This is a genomic window from bacterium (genome assembly GCA_023150945.1).
In the GTDB taxonomy this organism is placed as follows: Bacteria; Zhuqueibacterota; Zhuqueibacteria; order Zhuqueibacterales; family Zhuqueibacteraceae; genus Coneutiohabitans.
The window spans coordinates 304,213-323,247 of the sequence record JAKLJX010000006.1; the positions used below are offsets into that span (position 1 = coordinate 304,213).

Annotated in this window: 16 protein-coding genes; 8 read left to right on the forward strand and 8 right to left on the reverse strand. The window is 60.1% G+C overall.

What is annotated here, in order from left to right:
- The first annotated feature begins 142 nt into the window (after positions 1–142).
- From L6R21_10795 to L6R21_10810, 4 genes are all read left to right on the forward strand, one after another.
- Entirely contained in the window at positions 143–1,555 is a 1,413-nt protein-coding gene (locus tag L6R21_10795; GenBank protein MCK6559673.1) for a TolC family protein, read from the forward strand.
- 118 nt (positions 1,556–1,673) lie between these two features.
- Positions 1,674–2,759: an efflux RND transporter periplasmic adaptor subunit gene (locus L6R21_10800; GenBank protein ID MCK6559674.1), complete on the forward strand. Its 1,086-nt coding sequence runs from the start codon at positions 1,674–1,676 to the stop codon at positions 2,757–2,759.
- Between the two features lie 61 nt (positions 2,760–2,820).
- Positions 2,821–5,967 (forward strand): efflux RND transporter permease subunit, encoded by a 3,147-nt coding sequence (locus L6R21_10805; GenBank protein ID MCK6559675.1) that lies wholly within the window; start codon positions 2,821–2,823, stop codon positions 5,965–5,967.
- Between the two features lie 260 nt (positions 5,968–6,227).
- On the forward strand, positions 6,228–6,977 hold the full coding sequence (locus L6R21_10810; GenBank protein ID MCK6559676.1) for an SDR family oxidoreductase: 750 nt from the start codon (positions 6,228–6,230) through the stop codon (positions 6,975–6,977).
- 169 nt (positions 6,978–7,146) lie between these two features.
- Here L6R21_10810 and L6R21_10815 read toward each other — a convergent pair whose 3' ends face one another.
- Positions 7,147–7,353 (reverse strand): cold-shock protein, encoded by a 207-nt coding sequence (locus tag L6R21_10815; protein ID MCK6559677.1) that lies wholly within the window; start codon positions 7,351–7,353, stop codon positions 7,147–7,149.
- A gap of 420 nt (positions 7,354–7,773) precedes the next feature.
- On the opposite strand from L6R21_10815, the gene L6R21_10820 reads away from it, so the two are divergent.
- A complete protein-coding gene (locus L6R21_10820) occupies positions 7,774–8,736 on the forward strand; it encodes an MBL fold metallo-hydrolase (GenBank protein ID MCK6559678.1) in 963 nt (320 codons plus the stop codon).
- 36 nt (positions 8,737–8,772) lie between these two features.
- Here the strand turns inward: L6R21_10820 and L6R21_10825 are convergent, their stop codons facing one another.
- The 7 genes from L6R21_10825 to fbp all read right to left on the reverse strand — a co-directional run bounded on the left by L6R21_10825 (position 8,773) and on the right by fbp (position 13,655).
- Positions 8,773–9,153 (reverse strand): co-chaperone GroES family protein, encoded by a 381-nt coding sequence (locus tag L6R21_10825; GenBank protein MCK6559679.1) that lies wholly within the window; start codon positions 9,151–9,153, stop codon positions 8,773–8,775.
- A gap of 60 nt (positions 9,154–9,213) precedes the next feature.
- The gene (locus tag L6R21_10830; GenBank protein ID MCK6559680.1) at positions 9,214–10,068 is read right to left on the reverse strand and encodes a purine-nucleoside phosphorylase; all 855 of its coding nucleotides are present in this window, start codon (positions 10,066–10,068) and stop codon (positions 9,214–9,216) included.
- A gap of 105 nt (positions 10,069–10,173) precedes the next feature.
- Positions 10,174–10,731 (reverse strand): thymidine kinase, encoded by a 558-nt coding sequence (locus tag L6R21_10835; GenBank protein MCK6559681.1) that lies wholly within the window; start codon positions 10,729–10,731, stop codon positions 10,174–10,176.
- 123 nt (positions 10,732–10,854) lie between these two features.
- The gene (gene udk / locus L6R21_10840; GenBank protein ID MCK6559682.1) at positions 10,855–11,499 is read right to left on the reverse strand and encodes a uridine kinase; all 645 of its coding nucleotides are present in this window, start codon (positions 11,497–11,499) and stop codon (positions 10,855–10,857) included.
- Positions 11,492–11,896: a cytidine deaminase gene (locus L6R21_10845; GenBank protein MCK6559683.1), complete on the reverse strand. Its 405-nt coding sequence runs from the start codon at positions 11,894–11,896 to the stop codon at positions 11,492–11,494. The genes udk and L6R21_10845 overlap by 8 nt, the downstream gene beginning before the upstream one ends.
- Positions 11,897–12,008: 112 nt before the next feature.
- Positions 12,009–12,446, reverse strand: a complete 438-nt coding sequence (locus tag L6R21_10850) for a single-stranded DNA-binding protein (protein ID MCK6559684.1) — start codon at positions 12,444–12,446, stop codon at positions 12,009–12,011.
- Between the two features lie 198 nt (positions 12,447–12,644).
- Positions 12,645–13,655: a class 1 fructose-bisphosphatase gene (gene fbp / locus L6R21_10855; GenBank protein ID MCK6559685.1), complete on the reverse strand. Its 1,011-nt coding sequence runs from the start codon at positions 13,653–13,655 to the stop codon at positions 12,645–12,647.
- A 459-nt stretch (positions 13,656–14,114) separates the two neighbouring features.
- Here fbp and L6R21_10860 point away from each other — a divergent pair, with 459 nt between their 5' ends.
- The 3 genes from L6R21_10860 (at position 14,115) to L6R21_10870 (ending at position 18,961) form a co-directional block, all read left to right on the forward strand.
- Entirely contained in the window at positions 14,115–16,640 is a 2,526-nt protein-coding gene (locus L6R21_10860; protein MCK6559686.1) for a DEAD/DEAH box helicase, read from the forward strand.
- 319 nt (positions 16,641–16,959) lie between these two features.
- Positions 16,960–17,130, forward strand: a complete 171-nt coding sequence (locus L6R21_10865; protein MCK6559687.1) for a hypothetical protein — start codon at positions 16,960–16,962, stop codon at positions 17,128–17,130.
- A gap of 172 nt (positions 17,131–17,302) precedes the next feature.
- Entirely contained in the window at positions 17,303–18,961 is a 1,659-nt protein-coding gene (locus L6R21_10870; protein ID MCK6559688.1) for an amidase, read from the forward strand.
- Positions 18,962–19,035 lie beyond the last annotated feature (74 nt).

Here is a 19,035-nt window from a genome sequence, read left to right on the forward strand (position 1 = left end):
TTCCCTGGACTCCCCTCGTGCCGCAGGCCTACTTGCCAGAACCGCAAGGCGGCTTTCGCGCATGCCGGGTGAGTGCAAGCCATATACTCTTGTGAGATCGCAAGCCTGTATGAGTGACATACCTTTCAACGGAGGAACCCCAATGTTCGCTTTTCAGCGCGTCTTTTTTTCACTGATGATCAGCGTCGTCGTGACGAGTGCGGCGGCACAGGAGACCGCTTCCATGGCGGCCGCGGCCGAAGCCGCGCCAGCTTCGCGGCCGAACGGCACCGTGTTGACCCTCGAGCAGGCGGTGATCACTGCGCTTGACAACAATCTCTCACTGCAGGCGGCCAAACAAGGTGCGCGCTCTTCACAGTGGGGCTTGAAGAAGGCTTATTTGGACTATCTGCCGCAGGTGAATTTCGGTTTTCAATATGTCCGGCTGGATCAAGGCACGCTTGACCGCGCCAATGCGTTTTACAACTTTGTGAATGATCCCGCCAACAGCCAGTTCTTGCCGGATGAGTTGCGCCGCAATGTCCGTCCCGGTGCCTGGCGCAATTCTTACGGCCCTGCGGTGAGCGTAGTGCAACCGATCTACACCGGCGGCGTGTTGTCGTCGCAGTTGAATCTGGCGCAGGCGATGGAGGTGCGCGGCCAGGCCAGCCTGGAAGAAACCCGGCAAAGTGTGATCTTTGAGACGCACAATGCCTACTTTCAAGTGTTGAAAGCGCAGGAGCTGCTGGCGCTGGCGGAGGAATCGCATCGTTCCGCGCAGCGGCATCTCGAAACGTCGAAGAAGATGTTGGAGGTCGGTTTGCGCGCGCGCAATGAAGTGTTGCGCTTCGAAGTCGCACTCGCCACGGCGGAGAATGCTGTGATCGTGGCGCAGAACAACCTCGAGTTGACCAAGTCTGCTCTGAATCAGGTGATGGGGGTGGCATTGGAGCACGAGGTGGCGCTGCAGCCGGTGAGCGATTTCAGTTGGCAGGCCCCGCGCACGCTGGCTGAGCAGACCGAAATCGCGTTGCGTCGCCATCCCGGCGTGCAGATCATGAAGTCGAGCGTTTCAGCGCAGCGGGCTTCGGTCGGCCTCGCGCGCTCGAGTTTTCTGCCGAAAGTCGGCCTGGCGTACAATTATTCCTGGGAGGCGAACGATACCTGGGCCTTCGACAGCTTCCGCACCTGGTCGCTGGCAATCTCGGCTTCGATTCCGGTGTTCAACAGCTTCCAGAATTATGCCGGGCTGCAACGCGAGCGCTCGGCGCTGCAGCAGGCGCAGAGGATGGAAGAAAATTTCACCCGCGGCCTGCAACTGCAGGTGAAGCAGGCTTCGCTGAACCTGGCGGCGGCGGAGAAGCGCATCACCATCGCGGAAAAGGCGGTGGAGGAAGCGAACGAGAATCTGCGCATCGTCAACAATTCTTATGAGGTCGGTTTGCTTTCGAGCCTGGACGTGGTGGATGCCGAAGTTGCCGCAACTCAGGCCAAGGCGAGCCGCATCGAGGCGCGCTATGATTTCTTCCTCGCCAAGGCGCAACTGGCGCGCGCGATGGGTGTCTTGGGACGGTAGGTGCAGGTTTTGGCTGCGGTGCGCATGCGCAAACTTCCGGTGTGATGACTGGAGGGCGCGTGCGTGCCGGAGCGCGGTGGTGGCAGCAAGTTTCACATTTCGATAAAGTGAGGACGATATGTTATCCAAGAAGGTCATCGGACTGTTGGTCGCGACGGTGTTCATCAGCTTCGTGGCGTGGAGCCGCTGGAGCAGCGAAAGGCCAGCTTCTGCCCCGGAGGCGCGGTCGGTCGCGGTCAAGACCCTCTCTCTCTCTCCCGCAGAAATGACGCAAACGCTGGCCGTTTCCGGCACGCTGGTCGGTGAGAACGAAGCGACCGTCATTTCTGAAACCAACGGCACCATTTTGGCCGTGGCCGCTCAGGTGGGGGAATGGCTCCACAAGGGTGAGACCATCGTGCAGGTGGAAAATGATCTCAAGCTGGTCGCGCTGGAACAAGCCAAAGCCCAATTGCTGACCGCGCAGACGAACCACGACAAGGCGGTCAAGGATCGGGAACGATATGAAGAACTATTCCGACAGCAGATCACCACGCAAAGCGTGCTCGAGAACGCCCGTCTCGCAGAGCGCGCGGCCGAGGCGCAACTGAAGAGCGCGGAGGCGGCTTTGAAACTGGCGCAGCGCCAGTACGATGATTCTTTCATCAAGGCGCCGCTTGCCGGCCGGCTGGCCGATCGCTATGTTGACGAGGCCGCGATGGTGAAGCCGGGCGACCGCATCGGTGTGGTGGTGGATGCGCGCAACATGAAGTTGAAAACGAGCGTGTCGGAAAGCGAAGTGGCGTTGCTGCGCGTCGGCCAGTCGGCGACCGTGGCGGTCGATGCCATGCCCGGGAAAGCATTCACCGGCAGGGTAATCTCGGTGGCGCAAAAGGCCAACGGTGAGCGCACCTATCCGGTCGAAATTTTGGTGGAGAATGACGCAGCCGAGTCTTTGAAAAGCGGCATGTTTGGCCGCGGTGTCATTGCCGTGGCGCATGCCGAGGGCGTACTGGGTGTGCCGCGTTCTGCGGTTCTGTCTGATCTGTCCGGCCGTTATGTTTATGTGGCAGAGAACGGCATTGCCCGGCGCGTGCCGGTCGGGCTCGGCTTGCAGGAACAGGATCAGGTGCAGATCGTCAGTGGCCTGACCGCCGGTGCGCAACTGGTCGTGTCCGGGCAGCAGCGTTTGTCGGAAGGCGCCAAAGTCGTCGTGCAGGAGTAGGCACACCTCTGATTGCTCAACACATTCCGGAAGAAACGGCAATGGAATTCAGGAAAAATCTATGACGCTCACCGAGGTTTCGATAAAACGGCCGGCCTTCATTACCATGGTGTTCACCGCGCTGGCCGCGCTTGGGATCTTCGCCTATTCGCAAATGGGCGTTGATCTGCTGCCGAAGATGGACTGGCCGATGGTGTCGATTGTTACCATCTATCCTGGCGCCGGACCGAAAGAAGTGGAGAGCGAGGTTGCCAAGCCCATCGAAGAGGCGTTGTCGAGTCTGAACGGCTTGAAGCACATCCGCTCGTTTTCCAACGAGGGCGTGTCCGTGCTGCTGGCGGAGTTTTCGTTTACCACGGACGTCGAAGTCGCCACCAATGAAGTGCAGCGCAAGGTGGACGGCGTGCGCGCGGACTTGCCCAAGGAAATCTACACGCCCACCGTCACCAAGTCCGATATCAACGACTTTCCGATTGTGCGTATCGCGATGAGCAGCAATCAGCTCGACAGCCGGGCACTGCATCAATTTGCCGATGAGCACGTGGCCCCGCGGTTGGAGCAGTTGCCCGGCGTCTCGAGCGTGGAAATCGTCGGCGGCCGGCTGCGTGAAATCCGCATCGAAGTGGATAACGATCGGCTGCGCGCTTACAATCTTTCCATTCTGCAAGTCAGCCAGGCGCTGCAGCGCGAGAATCTGGATTTCCCCACGGGCAAGATCAATTCACCCGAAAACCAATACATCGTGCGCGTCGCCGGCAAATTCACCTCGCCGGAGGCCATGAACGACATCGTGCTGGCCGCCAACGGCGACAGCCGGATTTATTTGCGCGATGTTGCCCGGGTGCTCGACACTTTCAACGAAGACGTGACCTATACGCGCTTGAACGGTGAGCCGGCGGTGGGCTTGTATTTGCAGCGGCAATCCGGCTCCAACTCGGTGCAAGTCGCCGGGCTGGTGCGTGCCGAGCTGGCCAGAATCGAAAGCGAGCAGGAGGGCAGAATCCACTTCGAAGTGGCGCAGGACATTACGCAATTCACCCTGCATTCCGTCAACGAAGTCAAGCGCGATCTCGGCCTGGCGGTGTTGATGGTGGCGCTGGTGCTGTTCGTCTTCCTGCACAGTTTCCGCAATTCCTTCATCGTGCTGTTGTCGATTCCGACGAGCCTGATCACTACCTTCATCATGATGCAGGCGTTCGGCTTCACCATCAATCTGGTGTCGCTGATGGCGCTGGCGCTGGTGATCGGCATTCTGGTGGACGATTCCATCGTCGTGCTGGAAAACATTCACCGCCATCTCGAGCACGGCGAAGAACCGCAGGTGGCGGCGCTCAAGGGCCGCAATGAAATCGGATTCGCCGCCATTGCCATCACGCTGGTGGACGTGGTGGTGTTCCTGCCCATTGCTCTGATCGGCGGCATCGTCGGCAAGATCTTCAAGGAGTTCGGCCTCACCATCGTGGTGAGCACCCTGCTGTCACTGTTCGTTTCATTCACGCTCACGCCGATGCTGGCTGCGAAGTGGTCGCGCGCCGGCCGCACCTCCTTCCGCTGGCCGTGGCTGCACGCCATCATCGACACGTTCGAAGCCTGGCAGCAGAATCTCAACGAGCGCTACCGCCGCTTGCTGGCGTGGAGCCTGGATCATCGCAAGACGATTCTGGCGACCAGCTTTGCATTGTTGCTGGCCAGCTTCGCGCTCGTGCCGCTAGGCGCGATCGGCACGGAGTTCATGACCGAGGCGGATCGCGGTGAGTTCGCCGTCAATCTCGAAATGCCGATCGGCACGGCGCTCGATCTCACGGACAATGCCTCGCGCCAGGTGGAGAGCCTGCTGGCAGGCATGCCGGAAGTGACGCGCTACCTGGCGACCGTTGGCAAGTCGCAAAGCGAATGGACCAGCGCGCAGCGCCCCAACGTGGCGCAGATCGCAGTGACACTCAAGCAAAAGCGCGAGCGCGAGCGCAGCACCGCCGCAGTGATGAACGAGATCGCGGCCGCCTCGGCGCAGATTCCAGGACTGGTCGTGCGGATGAGCCCGATCAGCATGTTTGGCGCAGCGCAGGAATCGCCGCTGCAGATTGAAGTGAAAGGCCCGGATTTGGAAAAGCTCGCCACGGTCGCGGAGCAGGTCGCGAACCTCACCGCCAGCGTGCCGGGCACGCGCGACGTGAAGAGCTCGTGGGAGGAAGGCCAGCCCGAGATTCAGATCTCAGTGGATCGCGAACGCGCCGCGCAATTTGGCCTGACGCTGGGTGAAATCGGCGTGGCGATGCGCACCGCGCTGGAGGGCGACATTGCCACCAAATTCAAAGACGGCAACAGTGAATTCGACACGCGCGTGGTGCTGGCCAAGGCCAACCGCAGCAACCCCGCCGACGTGGAGAAGGTGACGCTGGTCAACTATCGCGGAGAGCGCATCTTTCTCGGCCAGGTTGCCGAGATCTACTATGGCAAAGGGCCGACCATGATCAGCCGCAAAGACCGGGAGCGTTTGATCACAGTTTCTTCCAATCTCTCCGGCACGGTGCCGCTCGGCCAGATCACCCAGGAAATCCAACGGCGCGGCGCCGCGATCGCACTGCCGGCCGGGGTGACCGTCGCTTATGCCGGCGATGTGCAAAACATGCAGGACATGTTTCGCGACATGATGATCGCCATCACTTTTGCCGCCCTGTTCGTGTACATGATCATGGTGGCGCTGTTCGAAAGCTACGCCCACCCCTTCACCATCATGTTCTCGATTCCGGTGGCATTGGTCGGCGGCTTGGGCGCGCTGGCGCTCACCGGCCAGACGTTGAACATGTTCTCGATGATCGGCATCCTGCTTTCCATGGGCCTGGTGACCAAGAACGCGATCTTGCTGGTCGATCGTACCAGCGAGCAGCGCGGCCGCGGCTTGTCCGTGCGTGAAGCCCTGCTGGAGGCCGGCCCGACGCGTCTGCGACCGATTCTCATGACTACGCTCACGATGGTGCTGGGCATGGCGCCGCTGGCCCTGGCGCTGGGCGCCGGCTCGGAGATTCGGCAGAGCATGGCGATCGTGGTGATCGGCGCGTTGATCAGCTCAACGCTGTTGACGCTGGTGTTGGTGCCGGTGATCTATACTTATGTGGAAGGACTCCGCCGCCGGCTGGCGCGCCGCAAGGCCGAAGCCACCAACGGCCACCTCGAGCATGCCCGCTCTTTGGCGGCAGAATCAGTTTGATCCGGAACGCGTGCGACTTTCAAGTTGACTGAAAGCGGCGGCATTGCGCCCGATACAATTCGTTCCGCCCACCGAGGTGCATCTCCACAACGGCAACGCGCATGTGGGATTCCGTGGGGGCGCTGCCGTGGGCGGATTGATTTTGAACTCGGTTACGGCGCCTGCGCAGCGCAGTTCTCCCGCCACCGGCGCAACCGGATGAAAACTCCAATTCACAATGGGGGCGGGAGGAACTGGTGCGGAATCAGTGAGGCGGGTCTATGACGCAACTGCAAGATCACGTGGCGATTGTCACCGGCGCGAGCAGCGGCATTGGTTTCGCGACCGCCCTGGCGCTGGCACAGGCAGGCGCGAAAGTCACGCTGGCGGCGCGGCGCAAGGATCGCTTGGGCAATTTGAAGAAGAAGATCACCGAGCAAGGCGGGGAGGCGCTGCTGGTTCAAACCGATGTCACCGATCAAGCTGCAGTGCAGGCGGCAGTGCAGCAGACCATGAAGAAGTGGGGGCGAATCGACGTGCTCGTCAACAATGCCGGCGTGATGCTACTGTCCTACATGCACAACCTCAAGGTTGAAGAGTGGGCGCGCATGATCGATACCAACGTCAAGGGCATGCTGTATGGCATTGCGGCGGTGTTGCCGATCATGCGGGAGCAGCGCCGCGGGCACCTCATCAACATCTCGTCGGACGCCGCGCTCAAGGTGTTTCCCGGCTCAGCGGTCTACAGCGGCACCAAGGCGGCAATCAAATGGATTGCGGAGGGGTTGCGCTTCGAGTTGGCGCGGGAGAAGATGCCGGTGCGCGTGACCACCATCATGCCGGGTGCCGTGGCCACCGAGCTGGCCTCGCACATCTCGGATCCCGGCATTCTTGAAGTTTTCAGGAATAATCCGCGCATCGAGTTCATGAAGCCGGAAGACGTCGCTGCCGCGGTGCTGTACGCCCTGCAGCAGCCCGCGCACGTTGACATCAATCAAGTCCTGGTGCGGCCCACAGAGCAGGCAACTTGAAGCGGCAGGTAGCGGCAGGAGCTTGCCGGCGGTCGGCGGCGCTGCTCGCTTCACCGGGTGATGGTGCCGCGCGAATGTGATCAGGCTCCGGTGGAAATAAGAAACCCCGACCGGTTTCGCGGGGCGAAGCCGATCGGGGTGAAGTTTTCTACGTCAAGGTGGAGGGCAGTTACTTGCCCAGGCGAACGACGTTGGAAGCCGACAAGCCCTTGGGCCCTTGCTGGACTTCGAACTGCACCTTTTCGCCTTCGGTCAAGGTCTTGAAACCATCACCGTTGATGGCTTTGAAATGAACGAAGACATCTTGCCCGTTTTCGCGCTGAATGAAACCATAACCCTTGGCTTCATTGAACCACTTGACAGTTCCCGTTTCCATACTCTGGACGGTCCTTTCAAAATATTAAAGCTTGCCCTCGCGAACCGGAAGTCCGCGAGGAGGGATTGAGGCGTACAACCAGCTTTTGCCGCACCTGTTACCCAAACTTCGGATGTCAACACGGACAACGAAATTTGCGGGAGGGCAGAGAATCGGACGGATCGCTGGTTGACTGCAACATCCTTGGTAGCCGTGATCCTCGGTGTGGAATGTCAGGAAGGCTTCAACAGCAGACCGCAATCCAGATAAAGCTGACCCGCGCTGCGGGGGTCGCCAGACAAAGGGCGCAAAAACTGTGTACAGAACGGCGCAAAGATAAGTGCAAAATTCTTGAAATGCAAGTGCTGATTTCTTCCCGGTAAATTTCGTAATCGCAGCCAAGACCTTGCCACATTGGGCTTATCCGGTTACGGAAAGTTTATGTTCATCTACGATCGCGCCATTCGCCTGCTGGGATCACGCCTGACTTTCGATGCCCGCACCCGCAGTGAGCTGGTCTGCGTCTCGCATGCCCATGCCGATCACGCCCGGACCCATCATCTCACCTATGCCACCCCGGCCACGGCCGCGCTCATGCACGCTCGCCTGGGCAAATCCCCAATCAAACCGGTGCCATTCGGAGCGCCGGTGGCGATCGAGGGCTACCGTATCTCCTTTCATCCGGCCGGCCACATTCTCGGCTCGGCGCAAATTCTCGCGGAGCGCGACGGCGAGCGCTTGCTTTATACCGGGGACTTCAACACCGAGGTTGGCGCGGCGGCAGAGCCTCTGGAAATCGTGCCGGCCGACACGCTGATCATGGAATGCACGTACGGCCATCCGCGCTACAAATTTCCGCCGCGGCCCGAGCTGGTTGAAAAGTTGTGTGAATGGGCCGCTGACAACTTGAAATCGGGCCGCGTGCCGATCGTAATCGGTTACCCTTTGGGCAAATCGCAGGAGGCGATGAAGATTCTCACGGACAACGGTTTCTCGCTGTGCGTGCACGGCACCATTCTCAAGCTCGCGCGCGTCTATGAGCAATTCGATTACCGCTTTGCGCCGGTGGAACCATTGCGCCGCACTTCCGATCTGGCCGGCAAGGTGCTGATTCTGCCGCGGCGGGCGGAGTTGACGAAGCTGATTACCCGCATTCCCAACAAGCGCACGATGTTTCTTTCGGGGTGGGCGATACATGAAGGTTTCAAACACCGCTGCGGCGTGGATGAGGCTCTGCCGCTCTCGGATCACGCGGATTTCGAGGGACTGCTGGAGTTTGTCCGGCGGGTCAATCCCGCCAGGATTTTCGTGACGCACGGCCCGGCTGATTTTGCCGTGCACTTGCGACAACTCGGCTACGACGCCCAGCCGTTGCGCGCCAACCCCCAGGGTGAATTGTTTTGAGCCGGCCGGCCCGCAGCGTGATCCCCTCTCTGTTTCTCATTCCGCACTGCTGCTGCGCATCAATACCAAAATCGCGCCCTGCGGCACGACCAGATAATTCTTGTCGTCGATTTTGATTTCGACCGCGGCTTTGCGCAGGAAAATGGCGTAATCTCCCTCGCGCGCCTGCATGGGGAGATGCCGCGCTTCACGGCGCGCCGGCTTCCACGGCTCGCTGTCGACTTCACCAAAATCCGGCAGCGGCGTGCCGGGCCCGGTGGCCACAATCTTGCCGCCTTGAACCGATTCCCGTTCCACGGCCCATTTGGGCAAATACAACCCGACCTCGGTGCGCTCCTCCCCTTCATCCGGTTCGATGAGAACACGATCACCAACCACCAGCAGGCGCGTGCGTTTTCCCGTTTTCGTTCGTCTCATGGCAAATAGGCAGAAAAGTGATTGCCGCGGCCGGGCAGCCGCGCCCTGCCGGCGTTTGGGTCATCCGATCTTTTTGATGATGGCGTGCAGCAATTGTTGAAACGTCGTGCTGATGCGATTCGCCACTTCGGTGACGTCGGCATGATCGAGCTTTTGAGCGGTCAAGCCGGTGCACAGATTGGTGATGCAGGAAAGGCCCAGCACTTGCAGGCCGCGTGAAACTGCCACCAGCACTTCCGGCACGGTGGACATGGTGGCGGCATCCGCGCCCAGGCGCTGCGCCATCCTCACTTCCGCCGCCGACTCGTAGCTCGGCCCCTTGGAGGAAAACAGCACGCCACGGCACAGGGGAATGCCGAGCTGGCGCGCGGCCTCCAATGCCACGCGTTGCAACTCGAGATCATAGGGCGCGCGCATGTCCGGCCAGCGCTCGCCCCACTCCTTGCGATGCTGCCCGCGCAGCGGATTGGCGAACATGAAATTGATGTGATCATCGATCAGCATCAAATCGCCGGACTTGAACAACGGGTTGAGGCCGCCGGCGGCATTGGTGACGATTAAACGCTTGACGCCCAGCTCTGCCAACAAATGCACCGGAAATCCGACCAGCGACACCGGATAGCCTTCGTAGGTGTGCACGCGGCCCTGCAGGGCCAGCAGGCTCTTGCCGCCCACCTTGCCGACAACCCAGCGACCGGCATGGCCGGCAACGGTCGAGCGCGGATAGTCCGGAATCTCGCTGGTGGGCAGGATCTCGGTGCTTTGCATGCTGTCGGCAAACGTCCCCAGGCCCGATCCCAAAATGAGGGCCAGCCGGGGAATGGTGGTAAAACGTTGTTGCACGAAGGCGCTGGCAGTTGCCAGGCGCTCCGCGTCGAGCAGGGGCGGCGCCATTTCGGCTTGTAAAGGAGCCATGAATCTCACGTCGTTGTTTAGCCCCGCGATTGCGGGCGGAGATTGAATTAGGTTGTGACTTTCTGACTGCAGAGGTCAATCAGCGCGGCCATGGCAGGGCGCCGGTCAGCGCTCGGGCGGCACGTAACACTTGCGGCAACGGGCCTCGTAGATTTGCGTGGCGCCCACCACCACGCGCTCGCGTGAAGCAGTCAGGCGTTGCGTATAGCTGGCAGGCTCCCCGCATTGCATGCAGATCGCCTGCGTCTTGGTGACTTGTTCGGCGATGGCCATGAGTTGCGGCATGGGCTCGAAGGGCACGCCGCGGTAGTCCATGTCCAGGCCGGCGACGATGACGCGCACGCCGCGCTGCGCCAACTGGTTGCACACCCGCACCAGGGTGGCGTCGAAAAATTGGCCCTCGTCCACACCAATGACCTGGGCGTCGCCGGCGTTGGCGAGAATTTCTTCGGCGTTTCTCACCGGCACGGAGCGTAGCTTTTGGTCGTTGTGGGAAACGATGTGGTCGCTGGCATAGCGATCATCGATTACGGGTTTGAAAATCGTCACGCGTTGTTTGGCGATTTGCGCCCGGCGCAGGCGGCGAATCAACTCCTCGGTTTTGCCGCTGAACATCCCGCCACAAATCACTTCGATGGATCCCATTTCAGAATATGCAGGCATGAGGTTGTGAGTTTCTGGTTAATGATGATGGGAGATCGGTTGGGCAGTCACCTGGGTGCTTTTTGGGATTGCCGGTGCCGGGTCTTGCGGGCCGCCGCGCCGGCATGAGAACGGCCTTCCTTGTTACGACTGTCTTTCCTTCAACAGCGCGGCTATCTTGGTGCGCAGCAAATCGATGGCAACGAGATTGTAGCCGCCTTCCGGAATGATGAGATCGGCGTAGCGCTTGCTCGGCTCGACGAACTGCAAATGCATGGGCCGCACGCTTTTTTCGTACTGCTCGATCACCGACTGCACGGTGCGGCCGCGCTCGGTGGTGTCGCGCTTCAGCCGGCGGATGAAGCGCAGGTCGGCATCGGTATCCACATAGACCTTGATGTCCATCAGCTCGCGCAGCGCCGGATTGTCGAGAATGAGAATGCCCTCGAGCACGATGACGTCATGCGGGCCGGTGCGCCGGGTTTCCGGCCGGCGTGTATGCGTGGTGAAATCATAGATCGGGATGTCGATCGAATGCCCGCTCAGCAGTTCTTTGATGTGACGGATCAGCAGCTCGGAATCGATCGAGGAAGGATGGTCGAAATTGTAGGTCGCGCGTTCCTCGATGGAAAGATGGTTGAGGTTGCGGTAGTAGGAATCCTGCTCGATGATGATGACGCGATCGCTGCCGAGTTGGCCGACGATCTTTTGGGTAACCATGGTCTTGCCGGAGCCGGAGCCGCCGGCAATGCCGATCAAAATGCCTCGCTTTGTCCAGTTCTTATGCATGGCCAAACATGTGTTCGTCAAAGGCCTCCGGCAGCAGGTCCTTCAGTTTGAACGCCCGCGTTGCGCCGGCGCGGTTGACCAAAACAACGTCGAGATCGCGGCCGTAGTCCCATAGCACTTGCCGGCATGCGCCGCAGGGCGTGGTGAATTCTTCGGTGTCGGCCGCCACTGCCACGCATACGAAATCACGTTCGCCCTCCGAGAGCGCCTTGAAGATCGCCACGCGTTCCGCGCAGCAAGTCAGGCCGTACGAGCTCGACTCGATGTTGCAGCCGTCGTAGATGCGCCCCGCGCGTGTGGCAATGGCGGCACCGACGTGGAACTGCGAATAGGGCGCCAGCGCCTTGGCTTTGGCGCGCACTGCCGCAGCGATCAGTTCTTTGGTGTCCGCTTTCATGCCCTGTGCTCGTTCGGGTCTGGTGTTCAGCGAAAAAAAATCCGAGCCCAAGCGGACTCGGATTCAGAATCTTCAAACAGACGTGGCGCGGCTCATTTTCGGTCTCCGGACGTTAGAATGGCAGATCTTCCGAAGCCTCGCCTGCCGAGGGGGGCGCAAAGTCATCACCGGGCGGCGGAATCTCGGCAGCCGCGCCGGTGTCAACCCCTTCACCCTTGCGGCTGAGAAACTGCACGCTATTCGCCACAATTTCGGTGATGTAGCGTTTCTGGCCTTTGTCGTCATCCCACGAGCGCGTTTGCAGCCGGCCTTCGACGTAGACCAGTTGCCCCTTTTTGAGATACTCGCCCATGACTTCGGCGGTCCGGCCAAACGCCACGATGCGATGCCACTCCGTGCGGTCCTGCTGCTTCCCCTCCTTGTCTTTGAAACTCTCGTTGGTGGCAACACTGAAGGTCGCCACGGCCAGGCCGCCCGGGGTGTACTTGATTTCGGGATCGCGGCCGACATGGCCGATCAACATCACTTTGTTGAGTCCGCGAGTTGCCATGCGCTCCCCCTTTCGGGTTTGATGGTTCCCGGTGCCGACGCACGGCTCGTTGCGTGCACGACACCTGCTGGGCAGACGGCGCGATTGGGCTGGTCGTGATCGTGATGCGACTGCAAACCAAGGAGCGTCGGAGACAATCGCGCGCGTGTGAATTGTGACCAAGAGTAGAAAATTTTTTCTCTCTTGTCAAGCAGTTTGTCAGGCGGTGCGTTTGCCTTGCAGGAATTCCTCCGCTTCCTGCACGTCTTCCGCCGAGCCGATGATCAGCGGCGTGCGCTGGTGCAACTCCGTGGGCGTCACGGTCAGCACATTCTGCTGGCCGTTGCTGGCCGCTCCGCCGGCCTGGGTGGCAAGCAGCGCCAGCGGGTTGGCTTCATACAGCAGCCGCAGCTTGCCGTTGGGGTTTTTGGCGTCGGCGGGATAAAGGAAAACGCCGCCGTACAGCAGATTGCGGTGAAAATCCGAAACCAGCGAGCCGATGTAACGCGAGGAATACGGCCGGCCGGTGGCTTTGTCCGTCTGCTTGAGATATTGCACGTAATTGCGCATGCCCTCGCTCCAGCGACCGGCGTTGCCTTCATTGGTGCTGTAGATCTGGCCGCGCCGCGGGATCGTGAGGTTTTCATGCGAGAGCAGAAATTCTCCCACGGTCGGGTCCAGCGTGAAACCGTGCACGCCCCGGCCCGCGGTGTAGACCAGCAGCGTGGAAGAGCCATAAAGAATGTAACCGGCGCCCACCTGTTTTTCGCCGGGCTGCAACGCATCTGCCAGCGTGCCGCGCTCGCCCGGGCTGATCTTGCGCATGATCGAGAAAATCGTGCCGATGCTCACATTCGCGTCGATGTTGGAGGAGCCGTCGAGCGGATCATAAAGCAGCACGTAATGGCCGCACTTGAATTCGGCGGGAATGTGAATGAGTTCGTCGCGCTCCTCACTCGCCAGGCAGCACAACCGGCCGGTGTGATCGAGCGCGCGAAAGATGACATCATCGGCATACTCGTCGAGCTTGCGCACCAGTTCGCCCTGCACGTTGGTGGCGCCGGTAAAGCCGAGAATGTCGATCAACCCGGCGCGTCTCACCTCGCGCGAGATGACTTTGGCGGCAAACGCCAAATCATACAGCAGCGCGGAAAACTCACCGGTGGCTTGGGGAAAGGATTTCTGCTGCTCGATGATGTGCCGCTCGATTGTCATCAGTCTCTTGACCATGACTCGCTCCTCGCAGATGGGGTGACGGTGGCCCGCTGCTGCCCCAGGTGGGAAGGCAGAGCGTCTGGCGATTTCACAGGCGCTGCGTCCCTCCGAAAATGTTCCCAACTCGGCTGAGCCGTTGCCGGAACATTCATCCAATATTTGCGATTTCGGACGGAGGCCGCGCGCCTCGCGCGCTGGAAAAGTGGCGCAATTTAGCCGCACGCGAGTGAAAAGTCAAGCAGGATGTTGGATGCCTCCGGCCTGCCTGTATGGCCTTCGCATTCCAGGCACGAGCCGCACGCCCGGCTGCGGGATGGCCCCGGCCCCCAGGCAGGAAACCGCAACCGCCGGCCGAGGTATTTTTTCCTTTTCAAAGAAAAATGGATTATATTCCGCTCACTTTGACGCCGCCTCACAGCGCACGCAGGCAGCCAATTCCAAACACAACAGATTGCCGGTATGTCCAAGTCGACCATGAAACTGCCAGACTACCTCGCCGAGGAGGCCGTTTTCTACATGCGGCATCATATCCAGCAGGCGGGCGGCAACGAGGTCTTTTTTGTCGGCAAAGCCAATCCCAACGGCCTGGTGGAAACCGTGCAAGTGGTGGCGCGCGGCAACAAGTCCATGGTACCGGCCATCGTTCACATGGTGCACGCCGGCGACGTCGTCATTCACAATCATCCCTCCGGCGTGCTGCAACCCTCCCACCCTGACGCCAACCTGGCCTCGGAATTGGGAAATGAGGCAGTGGGATTTTACATCATCAACAATCAAGTCACCGAGATTTATGTTGTCGTTGAGCCGCAGAAGCAGAAGCAGCTCGTGCGGCTGGAGGCGGCGCGGCTGCAGGCGTTCATCGGGCCGGCCGGGCCGCTGGCCAAGCGGCTGGAGAATTTCGAATCCCGCCCCTCGCAACAGCAGATGCTCGCGCAAGTGGCGGAAGCATTCAACGACAACAAGGTCGCGGTGATCGAGGCCGGCACCGGCATCGGCAAGACCCTGGCTTATCTCGTCCCGGCCATCGAATGGAGCGTGCGCAATCGCGAGCGGACGGTGGTCGCCACCGGCACGATCAATTTGCAGGAACAGCTCATCAACAAGGACATTCCGCTGCTGCAGGCAGTAATGCGGGTGAAATTCCGCGCCGAGCTGGTGAAGGGCCGCACCAATTACGCCTGCCGGAGAAAACTGCAGGAAGTGCAGTCGCAGCCCGATTTGTTCACCGAGGTAAATCAAAAAACCGAGCTGCAAAGCATTCTGGAGTGGGCGGGTAAAACCGCCGAGGGCAGCAAGTCCGATCTCGGCTTCCTGCCCAGCGAAGCGGTGTGGGAGAAAATCCAGTCGGAGAGCGACACGACGCTGCGTTCGAAGTGCCCCTACTATAATGAGTGTTTCTTCTACAACGCCCGCCGCCGTGCCGCCGGTGCCGACGTGCTCATCGCCAACCATCATTTACTGTTCGCCGATCTCGCCGTGCGCGACGAACACGGCGGCTCGGAAGTGGCGGTGCTGCCCAAGTATCAGCGGGTGATTCTCGATGAGGCGCATGATCTCGAAGAAGTGGCCTCCTCCTATTTCGGCGCCGCCACCAGCTATCACGCCCTGTTGCGCACCATTCACAAACTCTATCGCAACAAGGACGGCAAACAAACCGGCGTTTTGCCGTTCGCGCTTTCCAAGCTGCAAAAGCGCGCCGGCATTGTCACCCGTTCCCTGCTCGAGCGCTTTCGGGAACAGATCGAATTAGTGTGCGCGCCGGGGCTGGAAAATCTCGAGCACCAACTCGGCGCCCTGATGCAGCGCCTCTTTGCCTGGGGCGCCGGCCGCCGCCAGAATGAATATGACGAAGTCAAGATTCGCCTCACCCCGGCAGTGGCGCGCGACCGGCAATTCCATGAAATCGCCCGCCACCAGGTGCCTCTTTTTTTGAAGGATCTGCGCGACTGCGTCGAGGCCGTGACCAAGGTCGTGAAGCTGTGCGATCTCGCCGAGAATTATCTCGGCAGCGAAGCGGTTTCAATGGCGGTGGATATCCAGGCGCAGGCGCAGCGGCTGGAAGAAATGGCCCAGCAGATCGAACAAGTATTGCTTTCGAATGACGAGAGCCTGATTCGCTGGCTGGAAATGAAAGCCTCACGCTACGGCAACCTCGTCCGCCTGCGCAGTGCGCCGCTCGACATCGCGCCCATCCTGCAAAAGGCCGTCTTTGAGAAATTTCCCACCGTGATCCTCACCTCCGCCACGCTGGCGGTCGGCGATTCTTTCGGCTTCCTGGAGCAACGCCTGGGATTGCGCCGCCTCGCGGACACGCGGCGCAGTACCGTGAAGCTCAGCTCGCCGTTCGACTATGCCCGCCAGGTGCTGCTGGCCATTCCCACCGACATGCCGGAGCCGAATCAAGCGAGTTACAGCCGCGCCCTGCAGCAGGGTTTGGCGGCGGCGCTGGAGATTTCCAACGGCCGCGCTTTCATTCTCTTCACCTCGTACGGCTTGCTCAATCAAATGCACAACGCGCTTGCCGGTGAATTGGCGGCCAATGGCATTCTCGCTTTGAAGCAGGGCACCGAAGGCCGGCACCAGTTGTTGGAGCGCTTTCGCAAACAAGTCGGCTCGGTGCTCTTCGCCACCGACAGTTTCTGGCAGGGCGTGGACGTGCACGGCGAGGCGCTGGAGTGTGTGATCATTCCGCGGCTGCCGTTTCGCGTTCCCACCGAGCCGATCATCGAAGCGCGCGTCGAAGCCATCGACAAGAGCGGCGGCAACTCGTTCATGGAATACTCCGTGCCGCAGGCGGTGATCAAACTCAAGCAGGGCTTCGGCCGGTTGATCCGCCGCAAAACCGATTTTGGCGCAATTGTGATATTTGACAATCGCATCGTGACGAAGCGCTACGGCCAGGTGTTTCTGGAATCCTTGCCGGAATGCCGCACCGTGGTGGCGAGGTCTGAAGAAGTGTTCGAAGAGATGACGAAGTTCTACCGCGCGCAAAGAGGGTGACACCAATCACTGCCCAGTTAGGCCGTGAACGAAGAGCTTTTCATGTCACCCCGTTGCGGGTCTTCCCCGGCACGGTCAGGGCAGCGAGGCGGCAGATCATTCTGGCAGCATGACGGCAAAGCAGTGAGTGCAATTGGGTTCACGATCCAAAACGCTGCTTGCATCTCGCGGTTGGCTTTGACATATTGACACCCGCCGTGACCGGTATCAGCACAATCTGAGGACCGTCCTTGTCCGGCCTGCCAATCCGGCGAGGCATTTTCCAGGATGAGTGTCAACCCACTTTAATCCTTCACTCCTCAAAACGGAGGTATGGAAAATGAAGTTCAATGCCCCAACGCAAGTCGTCTGGCTCATCGCCGTGATTCTTGGCGTGCTCGGCATCCTTGGGAATTTCGCCAAAATCGCATTCGTTACGCCGAATGCCTTCTGGCTGGTAACCGTCGGTTTTGTCCTGCTGGCGATCGGTACGATGTATAAGCGGGTCTGAGTCGCTGCGACTCGCTGCGGCTGAGGCTTGCGGGGATCAATCCTTTCCCCATAATCTCGTGCACCTTCGGATTTCCCTGCAGGCCTCATCCCGTTACTGCGTTTCTCGCCTGTTTCTTGCCGCTGTGATGATCATTTCTTCATACTCCCCTCGCCCTCATCAGGAGTTCAGCATGCGATTCAAGATGATTTCATTCGCTGTTGGCCTTTGCGGTTTGGCGGCGTTGGGCGCGTTGCTGCCCTCCCAAGATGCCGAGCCGGTCACGCCCGCCCTCATTGCCGCCGCTGAAAAAATCATCGGCCTGCAATTCAACCAGGCCGAGCGCGATTCGATGCTCGGCGATCTGCAAGAGAATCTCGAAAACTATGAGAAAATCCGCAGTGTGCCGCTGCCCAACAGCGTGCCGCCGGCGCTGGCTTTCAATCCGGTTCCGGTGGGCATGACATTCGACACGCAACGCCGGCCGCCGGTGTGGAGCACGCCCGCTAGAATCGCCGCGCCTGCGAATCTCGATGAACTGGCATATGCCTCGATTGGCGCGCTGGCGGAATTGCTGCGCACGCGCAAAGTCACTTCGACTCAGCTTACGCAGATGTATCTCAGCCGGTTGAAAAAGTACGGGCCGCAGCTCGAATGCGTGATCACGCTCACCGAGGAACTCGCGCTCGCGCAAGCGCGGCGCGCCGACGCTGAAATCGCCGCGGGCAAATATCGCGGCCCGCTGCACGGCATGCCCTACGGCGCCAAGGATTTGCTCGCCGCCAAGGGTTACAAAACCACCTGGGGCTCGGTGCCTTTCAAAGATCAGGTGATCGATGAGGACGCGACGGTCATCAAAAAACTCGAAGCTGCCGGCGCGGTGTTGGTGGCAAAGCTGACCCTCGGTGAGCTGGCATGGGGCGAAGTGTGGTTTGGCGGCAAGACGCGCAATCCCTGGAATCTCGAACAAGGCTCGAGCGGTTCTTCGGCCGGCTCGGCGGCAGCGACGGCCGCGGGACTGGTGGCCTTCGCCATCGGCACCGAAACCTGGGGCTCGATCGTTTCACCCGCAACGCGCTGCGGGGTGACGGGACTGCGGCCGTCCTACGGCCGCGTCAGCCGCGCCGGCGCCATGGCGTTGAGCTGGTCGATGGATAAAATCGGGCCGATGTGCCGCACGGTGGAAGATTGCGCCCTGGTGTTCAATGCCATTTACGGCCCGGACGGCGTCGATCAAACTCTTGTTGATTTGCCGTTCAACTATAATCCCAAAGTCGACTTGAGCAAACTGCGCATCGGCTATCACAAAAACGGTTTTGAGAAGGATTCGACCAATCGCGCCACCAATGAGGCCACACTCGCGAAGCTGCGTGGATTGGGCGCGCAACTGATTCCTCTCGAATTGCCGGATTTGCCGTTCGAGGCGCTCACGATAATTTTAAGCGCGGAGGCGGCAGCGGCGTTCGACGAGCTGACGCGCTCGGGCAAAGACGATTTGCTGGTGCGGCAAATCAAAAATGCCTGGCCCAATGCCTTTCGCAGCGCGCGTTTCATTCCCGCAGTGGAATATATTCAAGCGAATCGCGTGCGCCATCTCGTGATTCAGGCCATGGCAGAGATGATGAAGAATATCGATGTTTATGTTGCGCCCTCGTTCGACGGCAATCTCCTGCTCACCAATCTCACCGGCCACCCTTGCGTGACGCTGCCCAACGGTTTCAACGGCAAAGGCAGTCCCACCAGCATCACATTCATGGGCAATTTGTACGGCGAAGCAGTCACGTTGGCCGTAGCGAGGGCTTATCAAGAGGCCACGGACTTTCACAAGAAGCATCCGCCGCTGTTTCCGTGAGCTTGAAGGCCGGGCGCAAAAAACAGCCCGGCGAGCCGAAATCGATGAGAAAAAACTCGCGCAAAGCCGCCAAG

Coding starts and splice junctions, on each gene's coding strand:
- L6R21_10870 (MCK6559688.1), top strand. CDS start 17,303: ATGCGATTCAAGATGATTTCATTCGCTGTTGGCCTTTGCGGTTTGGCG.
- L6R21_10830 (MCK6559680.1), bottom strand. CDS start 10,068: ATGGCTCCTTTACAAGCCGAAATGGCGCCGCCCCTGCTCGACGCGGAG.
- L6R21_10800 (MCK6559674.1), top strand. CDS start 1,674: ATGTTATCCAAGAAGGTCATCGGACTGTTGGTCGCGACGGTGTTCATC.
- udk (MCK6559682.1), bottom strand. CDS start 11,499: ATGCATAAGAACTGGACAAAGCGAGGCATTTTGATCGGCATTGCCGGC.
- L6R21_10815 (MCK6559677.1), bottom strand. CDS start 7,353: ATGGAAACGGGAACTGTCAAGTGGTTCAATGAAGCCAAGGGTTATGGT.
- L6R21_10810 (MCK6559676.1), top strand. CDS start 6,228: ATGACGCAACTGCAAGATCACGTGGCGATTGTCACCGGCGCGAGCAGC.
- L6R21_10805 (MCK6559675.1), top strand. CDS start 2,821: ATGACGCTCACCGAGGTTTCGATAAAACGGCCGGCCTTCATTACCATG.
- L6R21_10865 (MCK6559687.1), top strand. CDS start 16,960: ATGAAGTTCAATGCCCCAACGCAAGTCGTCTGGCTCATCGCCGTGATT.
- L6R21_10850 (MCK6559684.1), bottom strand. CDS start 12,446: ATGGCAACTCGCGGACTCAACAAAGTGATGTTGATCGGCCATGTCGGC.
- L6R21_10845 (MCK6559683.1), bottom strand. CDS start 11,896: ATGAAAGCGGACACCAAAGAACTGATCGCTGCGGCAGTGCGCGCCAAA.
- L6R21_10795 (MCK6559673.1), top strand. CDS start 143: ATGTTCGCTTTTCAGCGCGTCTTTTTTTCACTGATGATCAGCGTCGTC.
- fbp (MCK6559685.1), bottom strand. CDS start 13,655: ATGGTCAAGAGACTGATGACAATCGAGCGGCACATCATCGAGCAGCAG.
- L6R21_10860 (MCK6559686.1), top strand. CDS start 14,115: ATGAAACTGCCAGACTACCTCGCCGAGGAGGCCGTTTTCTACATGCGG.
- L6R21_10825 (MCK6559679.1), bottom strand. CDS start 9,153: ATGAGACGAACGAAAACGGGAAAACGCACGCGCCTGCTGGTGGTTGGT.
- L6R21_10835 (MCK6559681.1), bottom strand. CDS start 10,731: ATGCCTGCATATTCTGAAATGGGATCCATCGAAGTGATTTGTGGCGGG.
- L6R21_10820 (MCK6559678.1), top strand. CDS start 7,774: ATGTTCATCTACGATCGCGCCATTCGCCTGCTGGGATCACGCCTGACT.